Origin of the sequence: Nitrosomonas europaea (assembly GCF_900167395.1) — a bacterium.
Taxonomy (GTDB): Bacteria; Pseudomonadota; Gammaproteobacteria; order Burkholderiales; family Nitrosomonadaceae; genus Nitrosomonas; species Nitrosomonas europaea.
Genome location: NZ_FUWK01000012.1, coordinates 34,355 through 56,145, shown reverse-complemented (window position 1 = coordinate 56,145; position 21,791 = coordinate 34,355). Strand labels below are relative to the sequence as shown.

Sequence of the window (21,791 nt, the reverse complement as noted above, 5' to 3'; positions counted from 1 at the left end):
CGTAAAGGCAGTCATCCAACGGCAGCAGCGTATGTTTGCGGAAGGCTACGCAAGCGGCTTCCTGCTCTGGTGTCAGAACCGTGGAACGCGGCTCTTTCGGACCCATCCTGGCATCGTGCGTAAAGTTGCGCTTCTTCCATTTCGCCACCGTCTTGGGATTGATGGCGTAGCGCCTGGCCAGCACATTCAGGCTCTCTTCACTATGTTGTATCGCTCGACGCACCGCCGCTGTCGTGCGGGCGCTCCCGTGTAATATCTGTCCCATAATTCCTCCTGTGTCGGTAGCAAATCATACAATACACCATCACAATGCGGGACCAAACACCTAATTTGGTAACTTCACCAATCATCCAGAACCTGATGCCCCCATGGCAAACGCTAACTGACCAATACCGGCAAAACCAAGCCGAATGAACTTTGCTTCATAAATGATCCAAAGGGCTGATGACGCCTTTGCCACCTTTATTCAAAACATGCGTATAAATCATCGTCGTTGAAACATCACTGTGCCCCAGCAATTCCCGCACTGTGCGAATATCATAACCCGCCTGCAAAATATGCGTGGCAAAGGAATGACGCAGTGTATGAGGTGATGTTGGCTGGCTATCCTCGCCAGCAATGCTGCTTTCTTGACATAGCGCTGTACCTGTTTCTCATCGACATGATGACGTCACTCAGCTCGACTTCGTTGCGCTCCTGGCGATCATCATGATTTTGCCCGCAATGTGGCTCATGAAGGATTCGTGCAGAGGCTCCTTAATACCACAGGCAAGCGTTTTTTTTGATCGTTCAAAGCCATCCCATCCATCCATGGCAGTTTTAGCTCTAAAACCTCTCGATATAAAAAAGGATAGCCAATAATGCCTGATTTTGCGTGGCACTGGACACATACCGTTCATTGGCAAGATAAGACAAAAATTGTTCTACCTCGATTGAACCCATTTCAGTCGGATGACGTTTGCCATGAAAAACAATATAGTGCTTAATCCATGAAATATAAGTTCTTTCTGTACTCAAACTGTAGTGTTTGTACCTTACTTTCTCACGTACCGGATTAAGCATTTTTTATGCTGGTTGCATTGTCGTATCTGCCTGTGAAAATTGTCTTGTTCAACTCACTATTTATTATTAAATACATAATGTTAACTAACCCATCCCAAAGTTATACGGCATCAAACTCAAGATTATTAGATAAAATGTCTTATATATTACGTTAGACGCACAGCCGATCCCGCGAACCTAGAAGAGAGCTGAGCACTGAGATCGAAAAATGAATCGCAAGAGGAAATGGCAGATTCCACCGCCTTCAGAACCTGTGACCGATGAATATCTCACCTCAGTCACAATTGGTGAGCGCAAACCGCTGAACGATCGAATTCAGCTTGCCGAATACGATCTCCGTTGGCCATCAATGTTTTCGGTGGCTGCAGATAAGATTCGGTCAGCCCTCTCGGAAAAGGCATTGTTGGTCGAGCATGTCGGGTCGACGTCTGTCCCAGGTCTTGCCGCCAAGCTGATCATCGATATGCTGCTCGGAGTCACCGATTCAGCGGACGAAAAGTCCTATGTTCTACCGCTTGAACAACAGGGATTTGTGCTGCAGGCGCGCGAGCCTGGCTGGTATGAGCACCGCTTTTTTCGGTTGAAGTCAGGCGATATGGAATGGCATCTCCATGTATTCTCCGCTGAGTGTGAAGAAATCGATCGTATGTTGGCCTTTCGTAACTGGCTTCGGGTGCACGACGACGATCGGCAGCGGTATGAGAATGTGAAGCGCACTTTAGCAGCGCGCACTTGGAAGCACATGCAGAACTACGCTGATGCAAAGTCGGACATAGTTCGGGAGATTTTGGGTCGTGCCCAGGATGATCACGTCGTCGGCATAACGAGCGAAGCGGTGTCCGCGGCGTTCCGATTTCGCTGAGTTGAGGGTGCTCCCCCATCAGCACCCCGGCGCACCCTGGTTGGACTTGACCCGGCACCACACCTGCACCAGGTTATCCCTGGCCCACCCGAGCTTCACTGGCTGGATCAAGGTCAGTCACGTCTGCTCCTTGTGTTTTGTTGCTCGGCCCTTTGGCGGCCCGACACCTGGCCGCCTACTATAGCTTCTGCTGACTTTGTTCAGTTCTTCCCACCAATCTTTTCGGCCTTGTCATTCGATTATTCACGGTATATCATCCGGCCAGAAGAGAACGAACAGTCTACTTCTGATCTGCTGCTTTTGATCTGCTTTTTGACTGCAACATGCTACCTGGAGATTTAACAATGGCTGCCCCGGATATCAAAACGATTGTCAATGGAATCAACATCAAGCAATCCTTTGCAATACAGAACCAGATCAGAGATGGAGGCGACGGTGAGCTTGCAAAACCGCGGTATCAGGCAACGGTTGTATGGGATAGCGGTTATCACACTACCTCAAATGTCACTGATGGACAGATAATTATCGGCGATGAACCTGTGCACTACGGGGGCGAAGGCATGGGAATCACTCCGCAGGATCTTCTGCTGACCGCTGTCGGCCACTGCCTGGCTGCTTCTTATATTGGTGGACTATCTGCCGCCCACATCAATGTCGAATCTCTTCACGTGCATGTTTCCGGACGGGTTAATTTTCGTGCAGCTTTTGCAGTAGAGCCTGGCAATCCCGGGTTCGAGGATATCAGTGTGATCGTTGAAATACAGACCGATGCACCGCAGGAACAAGTAACGGCACTTCTGGAGAAATTGAAGCATATGGCCCCCATACCGGATACCATCATGCGCCCGGTACCGGTCAATATCGAGATCCGTCACCAGCTGAAATGAATACACCCGGCGATCCACGTGCCTGCAACGCTTTTCTGATTGAAATCGTGAGGAGATAAAAGATGAAAACCAGCGATATCCATGATGTGGCAATAGTGGGTGCCGGTCCGGCTGGCCTGTCGGCCGCGTATGAATTGATCAGGACAGGATTCACCCCGCTGGTGCTGGAACGCACTCCTGCAGTAGGAGATGTCTGGCGGAACCATTATGATGGCTTGCGCCTGAATTCGGGCCGTTTTTTCTCGGCTTTACCCGGCAGCAAATTCCCGTTGTCAGCCGGCGGATGGCCTTCACGTGATGAAGTCGTATCGCTGCTCGAAACTTTTCCTGCACGCGGAGGTTTCACGGTACAAACTGGTATCGAGGTTGAAAAAGTCAGTCATGACCGTGAACGTGATATCTGGTTGATCACGAGCAACGATAATCGGCAGTTTGAATCCCGCGCGGTTGTCATTGCAGCAGGCGCCAATCGCATCCCGATCATTCCTGAATGGGAAGGTAAAAATACCTTCACCGGAACAATCATCCATTCCTCACAATTCAAGAGCGCCCAGGATTATGCAGGCAAACATGTGCTGGTAGTCGGCAGTGGCAATTCAGCTGCCGAAATTGCCAGCAGACTGGCGAAATATGCCGATTCAGTAACCATGTCCGTCAGAACGCCCCCCCAAATCCTGCCCAAAAGTATTTACGGCATACCCCTCATTGGGATCGGAGTATGGACGAGATACCTGCCGAGGGCACTGGTAGACGGTCTGCTCAATTTTTTGCGGCGTACCATGATCGGTGACCTGTCCGTTTACGGATTACCCTCCCCCACTATATCAATGTCGAAACAGTACGCCATCAATAATGTAGTACCGATTCTTTATGGTCCTTTTATCGACGATGTCCGCAGCGGCCGCATCAAAATCGTCGGTCCGGTGCAGAAAATATCAGGCGGAACAGTAGAAGTACTCAGCACGGTTGAAAGCGCACTGAACGGTGACCAGGCCACCACAACTCTGCAGCCTGATATCATCGTCGCGGGAACCGGATTCCGCACTGGTTTTCCCGAACTGATCCAGGTACCCGGCATTACGGATGAGAAAGGCAGATCAAAAATTTCAGGTGATCAGGAATTCAAAGGAGCGCCGCGCCTTTATTTCATTGGGCAGATCAATCCGCTCAGTGGCCAATTGCGTGAAATCCGACTGGAAGCCGGTAGAATTGCCAGAAAACTTGATAAACAACTGAGAGCAAAATAAAGAATCTGTGGAAATCTTTCTGTTACCCCCATTGCCCGGTAAAGCACTGATTGACTGCTCCGGCAGTAAACACCCGCCTTGCCAATTATGCTGACAACCATGGCCGAAAAAATTTCAGTTGAGGAAAAAATCCTGCAAACGGCACGTCGCCTGTTCTGTCAGGTGGGCATTCATGCTACAGGAATCGCAAGAATCATCGAGGAATCCGGTGTATCCCGGCGCAGCCTCTATACCCACTACGGTTCGAAGGAGAATCTGCTCAAGGCCGTATTTGAGGCGGAGGCAAATATATGGTTTCGCTGGTTCGACTGTGATCTCCCACAAATGGAATGCTCACCAACCGAGCGTATTCTGGCACTGTTCGATTTAATGCGTGACTGGTTCGACAGTAAAAATTTTTACGGCTGTGTATTCATCAATGCCGTCGCCGAACATGAAAAGAGCAATGGCTGGATACAGGAAGTCGCCAACAGCCACAGAGAGAAAATCACTGCCAAGCTTCAGGCAATGGTAGCAGCAAGTGGTGCACAGAATCCTGAAATGGTCACGGAAAAACTGAACCTGCTGATCGATGGCACGATTGTAACAGCCATGGTTACCGCCAACAGTGAAATTGCCCATATAGGCAAACTGGCTGCGGGGGATATTCTGCGCAACGCTCAATAAATTTGTACTCCTGGTCAAATATCAGGTCATATATCTACCTTCGAATCGAGCAGTTGACTGTTAAATTCCAGCCTCCATAGCTCCGGCCAGTATTGCCGAGCAAGACACCGGCTGATTCTGATGTGTTATCCGGCAATACCCGGAAATAGGATTCCTGCCCTTCCAGATACTGTTTGGCCATAAGTTGGTATCATCGGAATCCGCAACCCGGAATGCCCTGTCAAAAAACATGGGGCTTGAAATTACTCTCCTGCAGCAAAAGAACCTAAACTTCAGCAACTGATCAGAAGAAATCAGTCTGATGAATTTTTGTCACAAACCTGACACATAAGCCCAACTATTACATGAACGGATTGATTCGCATCATTGTTTTCACTGTACTGGTCGTGATGAGCATGGGATCGAGTCATGCCAGCGAGCTGGATGAGGAACTCCAGGCGATTCAGGCCAAACTCGAATCGCTGAACAAAGGTGAAGAAACACCCCAGAAAAAGCGTCTGCGGGAAATTTTCAATGATCACCAGCAGGTATTGCTCGACCACCAGGAATACCTGAAGAAAACAGCAAATTATTCCCAGCAGTTGGAAAAATATCCTAAACAACTGGAAAGTCTGAAAAAAAGCGCCCCTCCTACTATTACTACAGTTGATCCGGAAAAACTGACCAAATTATCTCCGGAAGAACTGGAACGACGTTATGTCACCACCCAGGCCACTCTCTCGGATCTGCAGAATCAGCAGCAGAAACTGACGACCGAGATCTCCAAACTGCGGCAACGTGCAGTCACCGTACGGGAAGAACTGGCATCCATCAATACTTTGCGAGCAGAACTGACGGAAAATTCTCCCGAAACCCGCAAAACGACGGACAAAAAAATACTTGCTGCGCTGGAGAACTACCAGGAAGCACAATTACAGGCACTGACTGACAAAACGCGCATGCTGGAACTGGAAGCACTGGTACTGCCCAATGCCATAGAAATCACCACACTCCAGGAAAAACTCTCTCTACAACCCAAAATTCAGGCGCTGGAACAGGAAACCGAGTTACTCGCCGAAGAAATCAACCGGCAAAAGCGTGCTGAAACCGAACAGGTAGTCGAAAAATCCCAGCAATTACTGGTTGAGAAAGCATGGCAATATCCGGGGCTGGAGAAATATGCCCAAGACAATCAGTCACTGGCCAAGAAACTAAGCAACTATGCCGAACTTTCAACCCGGTTGATCAACCAGAAAACCGGCAGTGAAAAGCGCCTTGCTCTCATTACACAAAGCTATGCCGCACTGCAGCAACGGCTCGAACTCAAGGGAGAAGATACTGCGCTGGGAACAGAAGTCAGAAAGCAGTTCAAGGAAATCATGGTCGAGCCAGCCATAGCACAAACCGAAAAAGACTTGAGCAGCGCCAGACTGGATCTGTTCCGCCTCGAACAGGAAAAGTTGCAAATGCTGAACGAGACCGGCTATTTCAAGCAGATCATGAATGGGGAGGAAATACCGGCAAATGACACTTCTGCTTATCAGCAGATCATGAATGCGTTCCATGAACTGAAACAATCTCGCGAGCAGATGATCGATCAGTTCACCCAGGTGCTGCATGGCTATACCAAGGAACTGCAACTCCATCTCGCCATCCAGCAGCAGCTTATCGAAAAAATCAGTCAGCACAAATTGCTGCTGAAAGAGAACCTGCTGGTAACGCGCAGCGCAGAACCCATTTCTCTGGATGTCGTGCAGGACATCCAGGATGCCATCACCTGGTTAACCTCGCGTAAAACACAGACGGCGACCGGAAAAGCAATCAATGCGGCCTGGAAAAATATCCTGATCGTTTATGCGGTATTTGGGTTGATATTCATTATCTTCCGGTATACATACTGGCCCGTTTATCGCATCTGGACCCGGACCGGAAACAGTTTACTGGGCAAGGTCAATCAGGACAGACTGTTATACCCTATGGGCATGCTGCTGGCCACACTGCTGATATCAGGATGTATTTACCTGCCTTTCCAGTTGTCATCGGTGATTCTGCGCTACGGCACCAATACCGAAATCAACCATGCATTCTCGGTAAGCCTGCATGTAGCAGCAATTGCCGCCTTTATCTGGTCGTTCATATTGTTGCTGTTTCATCCGGAAGGGCTGCTGATCGGGCAGTTCAAGTGTTCTGAGAAACTGGTCAGCAAAATGTACCAGGACATCAAACGCTTTGCGCCTGTCGTAACGTTGTTGTGCATCATCATCGCCTTCACCGATGCACTGGATGATGATCTCGTTCGTAACGGCTTTGGCCGGCTGACTTTCATCCTGTTATGCCTGGTACTCGCAGTGTTCGCTTTCGGCTGGATGGCAGTCACGCGTTCTGGCAAAGCACTTTATCAGGGGGAATCATTCTATCTGATGCTCAATCCCCGATTCTGGATGACGCTCCTGTTTATGTTACAGATCGGCATGATCATCATGGCAGCCATTGGCTACTATTTTGCTGCCATTTATCAGTATCTGCTCGTATTCCAGTCGATAAGCTGGATCATATTCTGTGCGCTGACCTTTTTTATCAGCTTTCGCAGCCTGCTGATCATCCAGCGCAGAATCGCATTTGAGCGCGCAGTCGAGAAACGGGAAGAGATACTGGCTCAGCGTATCACGACAGGCAAAAGTGAGGCTGATCTGCTGGATGACAACTATATCGACGTCAAAACCATCAGCAAACAGTCGGCTACTGTATTAAAAATCAGCATCTGGGCATTGCTGATCACCGGACTTGGTTTTATCTGGATCGATGTACTGCCTGCACTCAGTTTTCTGGAGAAAATCACCATCTGGCGCACATCAGTGGAAACCGATGGTGAGGTCATCATGCGGCCCATTACATTGCAAACCCTGCTGGTTGCGCTCATTGTCCTGAGTTTGGCCATGATTGCCGCACACAATCTGCCTGGTACACTCGAGCTGCTGGTGTTGCGACATTTGTCGCTCAATCCCGGCACGGGTTATGCCATTACCACGCTGCTCAAATACTCGATTGTGATCATCGGCATCATGGTGACGCTACAGAAGCTGGGAATGGAATGGTCAAATATACAATGGCTGGTAGCGGCGCTGAGTGTCGGGCTGGGATTCGGTCTGCAGGAAGTGTTCGCCAATTTCGTATCCGGCCTGATTCTGCTGTTCGAGCGCCCTATCAGAATCGGTGACATGATTACGCTGAACAATACCAGCGGCACTGTCAGTAAAATCCATATTCGTGCCACCACGCTGATCGACAGTGACCGCAAGGAAATCGTGGTACCCAACAAGATATTCATCACCCAGCAGTTGACCAACTGGACATTGAGCGATCAGATTACCCGCCTGATCATCCCTGTACGTATTGCTCGCGGCTCAGATAGTAACAAGGTCAGTGCGCTATTGCTGGAAATTGCAAAAAATAATCCCATGGTTTTGCGTGACCCGGAACCCGCAGCGCTATTTCTGGAATTTGGCAGTAATGCTTTGAACTTCGAACTACGGGTTTTCGTTGGCCAGATCTCGGACAGGGTAAAACTCACCCATCAACTGCATCTGGAAATCAACCGTCGTTTTGCAGAGGAAGGAATCGACCTTGTATCACCATAAACCTATTGACACAGGTAAACAAGTTCTGCCCGGCCATCACAATGAAAATCGGAAATACCGGCTCTTGCTATCGTTGTACTCCAATATCCCGGAGCAACGCCGGGCAGAAATCACAATACACCCCATAAAACAGATATCTCTGTCATTCAGCGAAAAATTCACGTGCCTTTTCCATCCAGGATTTTGCACGCGGATGGTGACGTGAACCATCTTTCTGGCTGATCGATTCGAATTCCTCCAGCAGCTCTTTCTGACGCGCCGTCAAATCGACTGGTGTTTCCACCGCAACATGACAAAGCAGATCACCCGTGGATTGGTTGCGTACACCGGTTATTCCCTTGCTGCGCAAACGGAAAATTTTTCCGGTCTGGGTTCCGGCCGGCACCTTGATGCGGGCATGACCATCGAGCGTAGGTACTTCGATTTCTCCACCCAAAGCGGCTACTGTAAAACTGATCGGTATTTCGCAATGTAAATGATTGCCTTCCCTCTGAAAGACCGGATGGCTGGCAAGATGAATGACGATATACAGATCGCCAGCCTGCCCGCCATTTGCTCCTGCTTCACCTTCTCCTGTCAGCCGGATGCTGTCGCCTTCATCCACACCAGCAGGAATCCTGACTGACAGTGTTTTCTGGCGTTTGACCCATCCCGCCCCATGACAATCCCCGCAAGGGTCTGAGACGACCTTACCGCTACCCTGACAATGTGAACAGGTCTGCTGAATCGAGAAAAAGCCTTGTTGCATGCGAATCTGACCATGCCCATTACAAGTAGGACAGGTTTTAGGAGAAGTACCAGGTTTTGCACCACTGCCATGACAGGTATCACACACTTCCTGCCTGGGGATACGAATCTGGGTTTCGGCACCACGGGCTGCCTGTTCCAGTGTAATTTCCAGGTTATAGCGCAGATCGGCTCCGCGATGAACACTGGAGCGTCCTCCTCCACGCATTCCGAAAAGATCGCTGAAAATATCGCTGAAGGCATCACTGAATCCCTGTGCACCCGCCCCGCCCATCCCGCCATTCAAACCAGCGTGGCCAAACTGATCGTAGGCAGCCCGTTTATTCGGATCGGACAGGATTTCATAAGCTTCTTTGATGTTCTTGAATCGTTCCTCCGCCTTGGTATCACCGGCGTTCCGGTCGGGATGATATTTCATCGCCAGTTTCCGGTATGCCTTTTTCAGCTCGTTCTCATCCGCATCCCGGCCTACACCGAGCACTTCATAATAATCACTCTGACTCATAAAAAATTCCCGCTGGTAGAAATTACCCGGATACTTCTGGCATTCGTTGTCCGGGTTACCCGGCCCACTCTGGCCAAATTTACAGTGTTAAACGTATAACGCAGAGGCAAAGAGAAGAACTTTTCTCCCCTTTTCCTCTGCGTTTATTTTTCTTTCGGCAGGGTGGTCAGCTTATGCCGCAACCAGACCTGCGATCCGGGGAATCATTTTTTATCTTTGACTTCCTCGAATTCGGCATCGACGACTTCGCCTTCAACCGGCTTATCCTGAGACTGATCGGATGCAGTCCCGGCACCTGCCTGCTGACCAGCCTGCGCCTGCTCCTGGGCGTACATCTTCTCAGCCAGTTTATGCGAAGCTTCGGTCAACGCCTGGGTTTTGGCATCGATCGTCTGTTTATCGCCGGATTTGAGTGCTTCCTCGGCCTCTTTCAACGCTGCCTCGATTCTGGATTTTTCATCCCCTTCCAGTTTGTCACCGTATTCAGCCAGTGATTTTCTGACTGAATGAATCATGGCGTCACACTGGTTACGACTGTTGACCAGATCCAGTGCTTTTTTGTCTTCTTCCGCATGCGCTTCGGCATCTTTTACCATTTTCTGGATTTCATCTTCAGACAGCCCGGAGCTTGCCTGGATCTTGATCTTGTTTTCCTTGCCGGTTGCCTTGTCTTTAGCTGAAACATGCAGAATACCGTTGGCATCGATATCGAAAATCACCTCGATCTGAGGCATTCCGCGGGGTGCTGACGGAATATCGGTCAGGTTGAACTGGCCTAGACTTTTATTGCCGGAGGCCACTTCCCGCTCACCCTGCAATACGTGAATGGTCACCGCTGTCTGGTTATCGTCCGCTGTCGAGAACACCTGCTGCGCCTTGGTCGGAATGGTGGTGTTCTTCTGGATCAACTTGGTCATGACGCCACCCAGTGTTTCGATTCCCAACGACAGTGGAGTCACATCCAGCAGCAGCACATCCTTGACATCTCCTTTCAGCACCCCGCCCTGGATCGCAGCACCGATGGCAACTGCCTCGTCAGGATTGACATCTTTGCGCGGCTCTTTGCCGAAGATTTCCTTGACCTTCTCCTGGACTTTCGGCATACGGGTCTGTCCACCGACCAGAATGACGTCATTGATGTCAGAAACCGACAAACCCGCATCTTTAAGCGCAGTCCGGCAAGGGCCTGCAGTACGCTCGATCAGTTCTTCGACCAGACTCTCCAGCTTGGCACGGGTGATCTTGACAGCCAGGTGTTTTGGGCCTGATGCATCTGCCGTGATATAGGGTAGATTCACTTCGGTCTGTTGGCTGGATGACAGCTCGATTTTGGCTTTTTCCGCTGCATCTTTGAGCCGTTGCAATGCCAGCATATCTTTTTTCAGATCGATACCACTCTCTTTCCTGAATTCATCCACCAGATATTCGATCACTCTGGAGTCGAAATCCTCACCGCCGAGGAAAGTGTCACCATTGGTTGCCAGCACTTCGAACTGGTGTTCGCCTTCGACTTCTGCGATTTCGATGATCGAAATATCAAACGTACCTCCGCCCAGATCGTATACCGCAATTTTGCGATCACCTTCCTTCTTATCTAAACCGAATGCAAGTGCGGCAGCAGTTGGTTCATTGATGATACGTTTGACTTCCAGCCCTGCGATACGGCCTGCATCCTTGGTAGCCTGACGCTGAGAATCGTTGAAATACGCTGGAACGGTGATGACGGCTTCTGTAACCGGCTCACCCAGATAATCTTCAGCCGTTTTTTTCATTTTTATCAGCACCTGTGCAGAAACCTCCGGCGGTGCGATTTTCCTTCCGCGTGCTTCTATCCATGCATCGTTGTTATCGGCACGCACGATTTTGTAGGGCGTTACACTGATATCCTTTTGCACCACTTCTTCATCGAAACGACGGCCAATCAACCGTTTGATCGCAAACAGGGTATTTTCCGGATTGGTGACTGCCTGACGCTTGGCCGATGCCCCTACCAGAATTTCATTGTCTTCCGCATAGGCGACAATCGACGGCGTCGTCCTTGCACCTTCAGCATTTTCAATGACCTTGGGTTTGTTGCCTTCCATGACGGCAACGCATGAGTTGGTAGTCCCAAGGTCGATGCCAATTATTTTTGCCATAGTATGTCCTTTATGAATTGAAATTTATCCTGTAGCGTAAATGGGGGCTCTCCTGAAAATCTCAAGTACCCTTGGCCTTTGAAACAGTCACCATAGCGGGACGAATTACCCGATCGTGCAACATATAACCTTTTTGCATGACTTGTATGACTGTGTTAGGTGCAAAATCCGATTCAACTGCACACATGGCCTCGTGCTGATGTGGATCGAATTTTTCTCCTTGCGGATCAATGGTGTGGATATTGAATTTCTCAAAAACTGCCGCAAGCTGCTTGCGTGTCAGCTCCACACCGTCCCGCAGATTTTCAAGGGTGGAATTCTCCGTTGCCAGTGCGGCGTCCAGACTATCCATCACAGCCAGTAACTGGACAGAAAAATTATCGATAGCATACTTGTGTGCGCTGGCAATATCTGTCTGCGCCCGTTTGCGGATATTTTCGGTTTCCGCTTTGGCGCGCAACCAGGCATCGTGATGCTCGGCTGCCCTGATTTCTGCTTCTTTCAGTTGCTGCTCAAGACTGGGTGCGGCATCTTCTCCCGCACGCTCTGTATTCCCTGCCACTGTACCGGAATGCTCTGTTTCCAGCACATCATCCATTCCCGGCAGTTTCTGTTTCTCGATAGGTTCTTGATCGTGTGGCTCCTGCATAGATTCCTCCTGTTACGGTGCCGGTGATATTGGGGCCGATATTTCTTTTTCAACCCCTGATCCGAAAAAAGATATTTGAGTCGTACTCAAACCCAATGGGTGCAAATGAGTGGCAGAAATGATGCGATACCGAGGTCAGTCTCCGATATCCCTTGCCAGGTGCGCTGCCAGGCCGATATAACCCCAGGGTGTAAGTTGCAGCAGGCGATCTCTCTCGGCAGCAGGAATATCGAGTTGCTCGATGAATTGTTGAAGTGTCGTACGGTCGATTCCTGTTTTTCCGCGCGTCAATGCCTTGAGCTGTTCGTAGGGATTGGCTACCCCATAACGGCGCATTACTGTCTGAATCGGTTCGGCCAGGACTTCCCAGGCATTCTGCAAATCCTCCGACAGACGTGCCGGATCCGCCTGCAGCTTTCCGAGCCCTTTGAGACATGAATCATAAGCCAGCAGAGTATGACCAAGCGCCACACCCATATTGCGCAACACGGTCGAATCGGTGAGATCGCGCTGCCAGCGTGAGACAGGAAGTTTTTCACTCAAATGTTTGAGCAGCGCATTGGCAATACCGAGATTCCCTTCCGAATTTTCAAAATCGATTGGATTCACTTTATGTGGCATGGTGGAAGAACCGACTTCATCAGCTCTGGTTTTCTGCCTGAAGTAACCGAGCGAAACATAGCCCCAGATATCGCGGTTCAGGTCGAGAAGAATCGTATTGATACGGACATGGGCATCGAACAGCTCTGCCATGGTGTCATGCGGTTCGATCTGGGTGGTATATGGATTGAAACTCAGGCCGAGCTTCTCGACGAAAGATCGCGCAAAAGATTCCCAGTCGAAATCAGGAAAAGCAATCATGTGCGCATTGTAGTTACCCACTGCTCCATTGATTTTTCCGGTAATGACCACGGCTGCAAGCCGCTCGCGCGCCCCGCGTAACCGATAAACAAAATTGGCCATTTCCTTACCCATGGTCGTGGGGGTGGCTGCCTGCCCATGGGTACGAGCAAGCATCGGGAGATCCGCCAGATCTCTGGCCAGGACAGCAAGCCTTTTGATGACTTCATCGAGCGCGGGGAGCATGACCTGGTCCCGACTGTGTTTGAGCATCAGGCCATGTGAAAGATTATTGATATCCTCGGATGTACAGGCAAAATGCACGAATTCAGAAATTGCCGCCGTCTCCTGATCTCCGGTCAGTTTTTCCTTCAACCAGTATTCCACAGCCTTCACGTCATGATTGGTTCGCGTCTCGATCGATTTGACGGCTTCTGCATCCGTTACGGAAAAATTCTCCACGAGCTGATCCAGTTGCACGACAGCGCCGGTAGATAAAGAGGACGCCCCTGTCAAGGCCGGAGTATTGCCCAATGCCTTGAACCATTCAATTTCCACATGAATCCGGTTGCGAATCAATGCATATTCACTGAAAAAGGGTCGCAAGGCTGCCACCTTCTGCTGATACCGCCCATCCAGCGGAGAAAGTGCAAGAAGTGTCGAGATTTCCATAAATTATTGTTTAAATTCAGGCATTCTTCATCAATCGGGAGCGCGCATTCTAACACAGCTCGCTATCGCTCCCCGGCTGGGATAGAATCGCACAGTCAATATTTCAAAAACAAAAAGGACAGCATAATGAAACTCATTGGATCACTGACCAGCCCGTATGTGCGCAAGGTGCGCATCGTGCTGGGTGAAAAAAGCATCGACCATGAATTTACCAATGACCCGCCATTCAGCCCCGATACCCGGGTCGCACAGGTCAATCCTCTGGGTAAAGTGCCCGCTCTGATCATGGATGATGGATACATTTTGTTTGATTCTCGCGTAATCGTTGAATATCTGGATGATCTGAATGGCCCCGAGTCAGGCCGTCTAATCCCAACAGCCGGACCACAGCGACTCCGCGTCAAACGCTGGGAGGCACTCGCAGACGGCATTATCGATGCCTGTGTGGCCATTTATCTTGAACGGAAGCGGCCGGAATCACAGCAAAGTCAGGAATGGATCGAACGCCAACAGAAAAAGATCGATCAGGGATTACAAGCTGTAGCCGCCGAACTGGGTGACAAACCATGGTGTGAAGGTGAATCCATGACGCTGGCTGATATTGCGTTGGGCTGCGCATTCGGTTATCTGGATGCCCGCTTCCCTGCAGTCAAATGGCGCGATACTTATCCCAATCTCGTCCGTCTGGCAGACAAGCTGGCAGAACGCCAGTCGTTCAAAACGACTATTGCACCCAACTAACCAATTGAAACAGAGAGGAATGCTTCAGGTTGAGGTCATCCGGGCATTCCGCATCTTCCTCCGCTGCAACAGGATGAACTAGCCTTCAGGTCGGCTTATGCGGGTTGACTGCAGTCAGCAAGCCTCGCAGAATATTCACTTCTTCCTTTTCCAGCCGGGTGCGCGCAAACAGGCGGCGCATCCGGCGCATCAGACGTTTTGGTTGAGTCGGATCAAGAAATCCACTTTGAACCATGACCTGCTCCAGATGGTGGTGTAAACCCTCGATTTCCTGCAGACTGGCCGGTTCAGGCAACTGCGGATCAGGTTCATCTGCAACCACCCCTTCTTCAAGAACCATGCGCAGCTCATAAGCCATAATCTGTACCGCAGCCGCCAGATTGAGCGAGGAATAGGCAGAATTGGCCGGAATCTGTACAGTCAACTGGCAATGACTGATTTCTGCAGAGGTGAGTCCGGCACTTTCCCGGCCGAACAGCAACGCCACCGGGTGATGATGTGCATACCGGATCAGTTCACCGGCGGCCTGTCTGGCATTGCGGGTTGGATGCGACAGATCTCGCGAACGTGCCGTCAGCGCAGCAGCCAGGAAAGTATCACCCATCGCTTCCTCCAGGCTGGTGCATACACACGCGGATTCAAGGATATCGCGTGCATTGGAAGCCCTGGCATCCGCTTCACTGTCAGGAAAAGATTTCGGATTGACGAGATAGAGCCGACTTAGGCCCATGGTTTTCATCGCCCGGGCAGTTGCACCAATATTACCCGGATGGCTGGTATGGCTGAGCACGATCCGGACATTATCGAGCGGTGAGGCTGGATTCATATTAGAATAGCGGCTTTCCAGTCATTGTTTCTCAAGTTTTTGCCATGCATCCCATGCTTACTATTGCGGTCAAGGCTGCCCGCCGTGCCGGCAGTATCATCAACCGCGCTTCGATGGATCTGGAACGATTGACTATCTCACGTAAAGCGCACAGTGATTTTGTGAGCGAGGTGGATAAAGCTGCCGAAGATGCCATTATCAAAATCCTGCTGGACGCATACCCAGACCACTCGATTCTAGCAGAAGAAAGCGGCTCCAGAGGAAATACCCGTAAACCGGAATATCAGTGGATCATCGACCCGCTGGACGGTACTACCAATTTTTTACATGGATTTCCCAAATACAGTGTCTCGATTGCACTGCTGCACCGGGGAATTCTGACACAAGCGGTCGTCTACGACCCGGTGAAAGATGAGTTGTTTACCGCCACACGCGGCAGTGGTGCGTTTCTAAATGATCATCGCATTCGTGTCAGCAAGCGCGTACAACTGGGGGAATGCCTGATCGGTACTGGATTTCCGTTCCGGGACTTTACTCATATGGAAGCCTACCTGGCCATATTCAGGGACATGATTCCCAAAACAGCGGGTATACGCCGTCCAGGCTCTGCGGCACTGGATCTCGCCTATGTTGCAGCAGGACGTTACGATGGTTTCTGGGAAACCGGGCTGGCGCCATGGGATATCGCCGCCGGCTGCCTGCTCATTCTGGAAGCGGGTGGTATGGTTGGCGATTTTGAAGGTAACGGGAGCTATATGCAAAGTGGACAGATTGTTGCGGGTAATCCCAAAATCTTTACCCAGCTGTTGCAGATCATTGCCCCGCATCTGACCGAACGACTCATCGCTGAAAATCGCGAGCCGGTCGAATAGTTTCGCAGTCGAACTACCCCTGAAAATCTGATGGAGAATCGAGCACACGCATTAGCTGCCGGTCTGTTCATACTCCTGCTGGGAGTAGCAACAGTCATGGCAGTCAAATGGTTCAGTCGCGACAGCGTCAGCTATAACCATTATTTTCTGGTTTCTGCGGGTGGCGCGGTATCCGGGCTGAACCCGGAAGCATCAGTCCGTTACCGCGGTGTCAATGTCGGGAAAGTTGAGGAAATTTACTTCGACAGGGAGAATATTCGCAATATCATTGTACGTATCGCCGTCAATCATAATGTAGTTCTTCCGGGAGATATCTATGCGCAACTGGCAAGCCAGGGTATTACCGGATTGACTTATATCGAACTGAATGATGATGTAGCCGACGCAGAAACCAAACCTCTGCAAAATGAGGCGCGCATCCCGCTCAGATCCTCACTTATCAAGACACTCTCCGATTCTCTGGAAGAGATCCTGAAAAATTCGAATATGGCCATCAGACAGATAAGCAATCTGTTAAATGAACAGAATCAGACGCATATAAGCAGTATTCTGAGCCACCTGGAACAGGCCGTCCAGCACTACGACACATTGACCGGGCAGCTTCAGAAAGGATTACAAACATTACCGCAGTTGAGCAGCGAACTCACTTCGACATTCAAACAAACCCGTCAGGTCATGGAAAATACCAGCCAGGTTCTGCAAAAACTCAATCAGCAGCAGGGGCTGGTAGATAACCTGACTCAGGGTTCTCTGGAAATGACCCGCACCCTCACCAGCCTGAACGAAACAGGCGTGGCCATTACACAAAGTGCTCACAAACTGGATCAATTGCTGAATCTGCTGGAAGATCATCCACAGAGCCTGGTATTTGGCAAGCCGCCTGCCTTGCCTGGCCCGGGTGAACCAGGATTTTCGCCGCCTCAACCGGGAAAATGATGACAAAATTTTCTGCCGTGTTTTTAGCCGTTCTACTGACGGGGTGTACATTGACACCCAAAACACTGGCACCCGTCTCGATTTACGATCTTGGCCCGGCGACGTCCGTAACGGTTACCGACTCATCCCGGCTCTCACAAGCGATCATCCAGGTAATGGATGTCACTGCACCCGTCTGGCTGGATACTCAATCAATCCATTACCGGCTTGCCTATCATGATCCTGCCCGCATCTATGCTTATGCCGGCAGCCGCTGGGCGGCACCACCAGCAAAACTGTTAACCGAACGCTTCAGACAGTATTTTGCAAGCCATGCCATCGACTCGCAGAAAGACGATAAAAACAAAGAAAGCCATGTACCCGCACACTACCTGTTAAAAATCGAACTGGGCGAATTCACTCAGATCTTCCATGCACAAAATGACAGCCGGATCATCATCCGGTTGAGAGCCTCTTTATACGAACCCAACACACGCTTACCGGTTGCACAACGGAGTTTCACGGGAGAACGGCCAGCGCAGACTGCTGATGCAGCAGGCGCCGTTGCTGCTTTCATACTGGTGAGTGACAACTTGCTGGATGAGCTGGTACAGTGGCTATTCAGCATTCACTCATGATGATATTTCCGGCATCATGATCGCTGACCTGATATTTACTCGACCTTTCATAAAACCCGCCGGTTTCCCGTTTATATCCCCAGCCATTCCATGATGCGCATACTTGGCCTGATCCTTTCATTACACTTGTTCCTGTCGGCCTGTGGCCATAAGGGACCTCTTTATCTTCCGCAAAATCCACCTCCCGTCAAAAACGATACACAGGAAAAACCATGAGCAGCTTCAGCTCATTTGAATACCGTGATAGCCAGCTTTTTGTGGAATCGGTACCACTGGCAGAGATTGCCGCTAAATTTGGTACCCCCTGCTATGTTTATTCGAGCGCAGCAATCCGCACGACTTACCAGATTTTTGATCATGCATTCGGACAACGGGATCATCTGATCTGCTACGCGGTAAAAGCCAATTCGAATCTTGCCATACTGAATCTGCTTGCTCGCCTTGGCAGCGGTTTCGATATCGTCTCTGGTGGAGAATTGCAGCGCGTATTGAAAGCAGGTGGCGATCCGCAAAAAACGGTTTTCTCCGGGGTGGGCAAAACACCTGAGGAAATTCGTGCCGCACTGGCTGCCAATATTCTCTGTTTCAATGTGGAATCGGAAATGGAGTTGATGGTACTGAATGAAATCGCCGGACAGATGGGGAAAATTGCACCAGTCAGTTTGCGCGTCAACCCGGACGTGGATGCCAATACCCACCCTTATATTTCGACAGGAATGAAGGAAAACAAATTTGGCATCCCGGCCGCTGAGGCTGGACGAATCTATTCACTGGCGCACCAGCTTCCCCATATTCAGGTCTCCGGGCTGGATTGCCACATCGGTTCGCAATTGACTGAAATTGCACCCTTCATTGAAGCAGCCGATAAAATGCTCGATTTACTGGCACGCCTGCAAACAATGGGCGTCACTATCAAACATCTTGATCTGGGTGGAGGACTGGGAATTCGTTATGATCGGGAATCACCACCTTCGATAGAAGCCTACATCAAAGCACTGTGTACGATCGCAGAAAACCATCCGCAGCAATTGCTCATTGAACCCGGTCGTTCAATGGTGGGCAACGCCGGGCTGCTGTTGACCCGGGTACACTACCTCAAACATACGTCACACCGCAATTTTGCCATTGTTGATGCGGCCATGAACGACATGCTGAGACCAGCTTTATATCAGGCTTACCACTCAATCCTGCCGGTCACCAAACGAACCGGGGAAACGAAAACCTACCAGATCGTCGGGCCTGTTTGCGAAACCGGTGATTTTCTCGGCCATGATCGTAACTTGGCACTGACAAAAAACGATTTGCTGGCAGTCATGTCCGCCGGAGCCTATGGTATGAGCATGAGTTCCAATTACAATACCCGCCCACGCGCAGCTGAAGTCATGGTGGATGGCAGCACGGTGCATCTCATCCGCGCGCGTGAAACGGTGGAAGATCTGTATGCTCTGGAAAAGCTGCCCATCTGAAATTTGCATATGACTCCGACCATGTCGAACATTGCCACACTCGATGATGTGCGCTATCAGGAACACATACTACAGGGCGTATCGCGTACTTTTGCACTGACCATCCCGCAACTGCCGCCAGCGTTGCGTGAGGTGGTAGGAAACGCCTACCTGTTATGTCGTATAGTCGATACCGTTGAAGATGACAGCGCCCTGACACTGGAGCAAACACGCGAACTGGCCGAGATGTTCATTGAGGTCGTCAGCGGAACAGTCGAGGCAGAAACATTTGCCCGAGCCCTGTATCCCCTGCTTTCGGAACATACCATTCCAGCGGAACACGATCTCATCAAACATACTCCGTCTGTCATACGCATGACTCACAGCTTCAACCCGGTGCAACGCCAGGCACTGGAACGCTGCATACGTATCATGGGGCAGGGAATGGCCGCATACCAGGAAAGCGAATCTCTGTCGGGACTCGAGAATCTGGCCGAGATGGATCGCTATTGCTACCATGTTGCTGGTGTCGTCGGTGAAATGCTGACCGAACTGTTTTGTGACTACTCCCCGGAAATCAACCAGCACAAACCGGCGCTGATGCAATTATCAGTCTCTTTCGGACAGGGATTGCAAATGACCAATATCCTGAAAGATATCTGGGAAGACAGAAAACGGGGTGCCTGCTGGCTGCCAAGAGATATTTTCCTGCAAGAAGGATTTGATCTGAACGATTTACAGCCAGGTTGCCCCGAGCGAGGTTTCCATGCCGGTCTGGGCACTCTGATCGGGATCGCCAAGACACACTTGCAGAACGCCCTGGCCTACACCTGCCTGATTCCGTCACATGAAGCCGGGGTACGCCGATTCTGCCTGTGGGCGATCGGCATGGCAGTATTGACCCTAAACAAAATCAACCACAAACGGGATTTTATAACGGGAAGAGAAGTAAAAATCTCTCGCCGGAGTGTTAGAGCAACCGTCCTGATTACCAGCCTCTTAGCCAGTCAGGATTGGGCACTCAAGAAAATTTTTGCAATATCATCCAGGAATCTGCCAGAAGTACAGATTGCCCGATCATAAAACTGAAGCGACCTCGTCATTGAATCGACGGAGTGCTCCGAGCGGATCCGGTGATCGGGTGATGGGTCTGCCGATCACAAGATAGCTGGCCCCACTACGTATTGCCATTGCCGGTGTTGCAATCCTCGCCTGATCATCGTTACCGTCACCGAATGATCGGATACCCGGAGTGACCAGACAAAAATCCTCACCAGTCACTTCTCTCAGACTCACCGCTTCCAGCGCTGAACAAACCACACCGTCCAGGCCACAACGCTGGGCAAGCAAAGCCAGTCGCTGCACCATTGTTTCCGGTGTATCAGCTATACCCAACTCACTCAAATCATTCTGATTCAGGCTGGTGAGCAGGGTAACGGCAATGAGTCTGGTTCTTTTCCCATCCAGGGCCTGTCGGGCTGCAAGCAGCATTTTACTCCCTCCCAGCGCGTGTACATTGACCATCCATACACCAAGGCTTGATGCAGCACTGCAAGCTGCAGCAACCGTATTGGGAATATCATGGAATTTCAGATCGAGAAATACATCGAAACCCAGTTTCATCAATTTCTCGACCAATTGCGGACCCGCCAGAGTAAACAGCTCTTTCCCGACCTTGACCCGGCAAAGCGTACTATCCAGCCCGGCAGCAAAATTCAATGCTGTACACTGATCGGGAAAATCCAGTGCGACGATGATACGCGGGTCATTCATACCACTGAGGATATCAGGATTTCTTACGGATTTTTTTGATGAAGCAGGACAGATACCCGAATAAGGTGCCTGCAGTAAAACAGAGGAAAAGCACTACTACCAGAGGGATTTCCCATTCCATCCCCAGGTAGTAGTGTATTGTCACCATCCCGGAATTCTTGACAGCGACACTGAGCAGAAACAAAAAGACAATCAGGCGTAGAAGGGTCATAAACATGCGTATTTCATCTGATTCGGCTCAGAAAGGTAAAACAGAAAAATAGAATCGTCAAAATACACTGATAACCGCACTATATCGAACAGGGAAAGTATAAAACCAGCTCCCTCAAACCATACTTTCCCAATCCACACGACGAGAAAAGTGCTCAACCCGTAACGCGATCGAGCACTTTGTGCTGTTTAGGGCCGGAATCTATCAGTTCACGCATCTTCTTACCCGCCTTGAAATGTGGAACGTATTTTTCCGGAACATGAACCTTCTCACCCGATTTCGGGTTACGGCCAACACGCGAAGGTCTGTAATTCAGGTCAAAACTGCCAAATCCACGAATCTCGATACGCTCTCCCCTGGAAAGACTCTTGGCCATCGCATCCAGAATGATCTTGACGACCAGTTCAGCATCTTTTGCCAGCAACTGAGGAAAGCGTTCTGCCAGCTTGGAAATCAGTTCAGACTTCGTCATAACCGG

The 21,791-nt window shown here is 50.3% G+C and carries 22 protein-coding genes and 1 pseudogene; 12 read left to right on the top strand and 11 right to left on the bottom strand.

The window, feature by feature from the left end:
- From B5D58_RS05750 to B5D58_RS14550, 3 genes and pseudogenes are all read right to left on the bottom strand, one after another.
- Positions 1–265, bottom strand: a pseudogene (locus tag B5D58_RS05750) (IS481 family transposase); the annotation flags it as partial.
- A gap of 157 nt (positions 266–422) precedes the next feature.
- Complete coding sequence (locus B5D58_RS14555; protein WP_425595638.1) at positions 423–557, bottom strand: tyrosine-type recombinase/integrase; 135 nt, start codon at positions 555–557, stop codon at positions 423–425.
- A 268-nt stretch (positions 558–825) separates the two neighbouring features.
- Positions 826–1,062 (bottom strand): phage integrase N-terminal SAM-like domain-containing protein, encoded by a 237-nt coding sequence (locus B5D58_RS14550; protein ID WP_050731268.1) that lies wholly within the window; start codon positions 1,060–1,062, stop codon positions 826–828.
- Between the two features lie 208 nt (positions 1,063–1,270).
- Here B5D58_RS14550 and B5D58_RS05735 point away from each other — a divergent pair, with 208 nt between their 5' ends.
- The 5 genes from B5D58_RS05735 (at position 1,271) to B5D58_RS05715 (ending at position 8,341) form a co-directional block, all read left to right on the top strand.
- Positions 1,271–1,924: a GrpB family protein gene (locus B5D58_RS05735; RefSeq protein WP_011112475.1), complete on the top strand. Its 654-nt coding sequence runs from the start codon at positions 1,271–1,273 to the stop codon at positions 1,922–1,924.
- A gap of 344 nt (positions 1,925–2,268) precedes the next feature.
- Entirely contained in the window at positions 2,269–2,811 is a 543-nt protein-coding gene (locus tag B5D58_RS05730) for an OsmC family protein (protein WP_011112476.1), read from the top strand.
- A gap of 62 nt (positions 2,812–2,873) precedes the next feature.
- Positions 2,874–4,058, top strand: a complete 1,185-nt coding sequence (locus B5D58_RS05725) for a flavin-containing monooxygenase (protein ID WP_011112477.1) — start codon at positions 2,874–2,876, stop codon at positions 4,056–4,058.
- A 99-nt stretch (positions 4,059–4,157) separates the two neighbouring features.
- Positions 4,158–4,724: a TetR/AcrR family transcriptional regulator gene (locus B5D58_RS05720; RefSeq protein ID WP_041357255.1), complete on the top strand. Its 567-nt coding sequence runs from the start codon at positions 4,158–4,160 to the stop codon at positions 4,722–4,724.
- Between the two features lie 344 nt (positions 4,725–5,068).
- Positions 5,069–8,341 (top strand): mechanosensitive ion channel domain-containing protein, encoded by a 3,273-nt coding sequence (locus tag B5D58_RS05715; protein WP_011112479.1) that lies wholly within the window; start codon positions 5,069–5,071, stop codon positions 8,339–8,341.
- 142 nt (positions 8,342–8,483) lie between these two features.
- Here B5D58_RS05715 and dnaJ read toward each other — a convergent pair whose 3' ends face one another.
- The 4 genes from dnaJ to purB all read right to left on the bottom strand — a co-directional run bounded on the left by dnaJ (position 8,484) and on the right by purB (position 13,892).
- Positions 8,484–9,593: a molecular chaperone DnaJ gene (dnaJ, locus tag B5D58_RS05710; RefSeq protein ID WP_011112480.1), complete on the bottom strand. Its 1,110-nt coding sequence runs from the start codon at positions 9,591–9,593 to the stop codon at positions 8,484–8,486.
- 203 nt (positions 9,594–9,796) lie between these two features.
- Positions 9,797–11,731 carry a molecular chaperone DnaK gene (gene dnaK / locus B5D58_RS05705; RefSeq protein WP_011112481.1) on the bottom strand — a complete coding sequence of 645 codons (1,935 nt, stop codon included), beginning with the start codon at positions 11,729–11,731 and terminating at the stop codon, positions 9,797–9,799.
- 61 nt (positions 11,732–11,792) lie between these two features.
- The gene (gene grpE, locus B5D58_RS05700) at positions 11,793–12,380 is read right to left on the bottom strand and encodes a nucleotide exchange factor GrpE (protein ID WP_011112482.1); all 588 of its coding nucleotides are present in this window, start codon (positions 12,378–12,380) and stop codon (positions 11,793–11,795) included.
- A gap of 135 nt (positions 12,381–12,515) precedes the next feature.
- Positions 12,516–13,892 carry an adenylosuccinate lyase gene (gene purB / locus B5D58_RS05695; protein WP_011112483.1) on the bottom strand — a complete coding sequence of 459 codons (1,377 nt, stop codon included), beginning with the start codon at positions 13,890–13,892 and terminating at the stop codon, positions 12,516–12,518.
- Between the two features lie 126 nt (positions 13,893–14,018).
- On the opposite strand from purB, the gene B5D58_RS05690 reads away from it, so the two are divergent.
- Positions 14,019–14,633, top strand: coding sequence for a glutathione S-transferase (locus B5D58_RS05690; RefSeq protein ID WP_011112484.1), 615 nt, complete (start codon positions 14,019–14,021; stop codon positions 14,631–14,633).
- Between the two features lie 85 nt (positions 14,634–14,718).
- Here B5D58_RS05690 and B5D58_RS05685 read toward each other — a convergent pair whose 3' ends face one another.
- Positions 14,719–15,459 (bottom strand): RNA methyltransferase, encoded by a 741-nt coding sequence (locus B5D58_RS05685; protein WP_011112485.1) that lies wholly within the window; start codon positions 15,457–15,459, stop codon positions 14,719–14,721.
- 44 nt (positions 15,460–15,503) lie between these two features.
- Here B5D58_RS05685 and B5D58_RS05680 point away from each other — a divergent pair, with 44 nt between their 5' ends.
- From B5D58_RS05680 to B5D58_RS05660, 6 genes are all read left to right on the top strand, one after another.
- Positions 15,504–16,331, top strand: a complete 828-nt coding sequence (locus B5D58_RS05680; protein ID WP_011112486.1) for an inositol monophosphatase family protein — start codon at positions 15,504–15,506, stop codon at positions 16,329–16,331.
- Positions 16,332–16,361: 30 nt separating this feature from the next.
- Positions 16,362–17,267 (top strand): MlaD family protein, encoded by a 906-nt coding sequence (locus B5D58_RS05675; RefSeq protein ID WP_011112487.1) that lies wholly within the window; start codon positions 16,362–16,364, stop codon positions 17,265–17,267.
- Positions 17,267–17,884, top strand: coding sequence for an ABC-type transport auxiliary lipoprotein family protein (locus B5D58_RS05670; protein ID WP_011112488.1), 618 nt, complete (start codon positions 17,267–17,269; stop codon positions 17,882–17,884). Before B5D58_RS05675 ends, B5D58_RS05670 begins: the two co-directional genes overlap by 1 nt.
- 90 nt (positions 17,885–17,974) lie before the next feature.
- Complete coding sequence (gene lptM / locus B5D58_RS14420) at positions 17,975–18,100, top strand: LPS translocon maturation chaperone LptM (RefSeq protein WP_143023718.1); 126 nt, start codon at positions 17,975–17,977, stop codon at positions 18,098–18,100.
- Positions 18,097–19,350 carry a diaminopimelate decarboxylase gene (gene lysA / locus B5D58_RS05665; protein ID WP_011112489.1) on the top strand — a complete coding sequence of 418 codons (1,254 nt, stop codon included), beginning with the start codon at positions 18,097–18,099 and terminating at the stop codon, positions 19,348–19,350. The genes lptM and lysA overlap by 4 nt, the downstream gene beginning before the upstream one ends.
- A 9-nt stretch (positions 19,351–19,359) precedes the next feature.
- Positions 19,360–20,412 carry a phytoene/squalene synthase family protein gene (locus B5D58_RS05660; RefSeq protein ID WP_011112490.1) on the top strand — a complete coding sequence of 351 codons (1,053 nt, stop codon included), beginning with the start codon at positions 19,360–19,362 and terminating at the stop codon, positions 20,410–20,412.
- On the opposite strand, the gene pyrF is transcribed toward B5D58_RS05660, so the two are convergent.
- The 3 genes from pyrF to B5D58_RS05645 form a co-directional block, all read right to left on the bottom strand.
- Positions 20,407–21,102 (bottom strand): orotidine-5'-phosphate decarboxylase, encoded by a 696-nt coding sequence (pyrF, locus tag B5D58_RS05655; protein WP_011112491.1) that lies wholly within the window; start codon positions 21,100–21,102, stop codon positions 20,407–20,409. The two genes, B5D58_RS05660 and pyrF, sit on opposite strands and share 6 nt — an antisense overlap.
- Before the next feature lie 13 nt (positions 21,103–21,115).
- Positions 21,116–21,250: a lipopolysaccharide assembly protein LapA domain-containing protein gene (locus B5D58_RS14415; RefSeq protein WP_353681462.1), complete on the bottom strand. Its 135-nt coding sequence runs from the start codon at positions 21,248–21,250 to the stop codon at positions 21,116–21,118.
- A 217-nt stretch (positions 21,251–21,467) separates the two neighbouring features.
- Positions 21,468–21,785 (bottom strand): integration host factor subunit beta, encoded by a 318-nt coding sequence (locus tag B5D58_RS05645; protein WP_011112492.1) that lies wholly within the window; start codon positions 21,783–21,785, stop codon positions 21,468–21,470.
- Positions 21,786–21,791 lie beyond the last annotated feature (6 nt).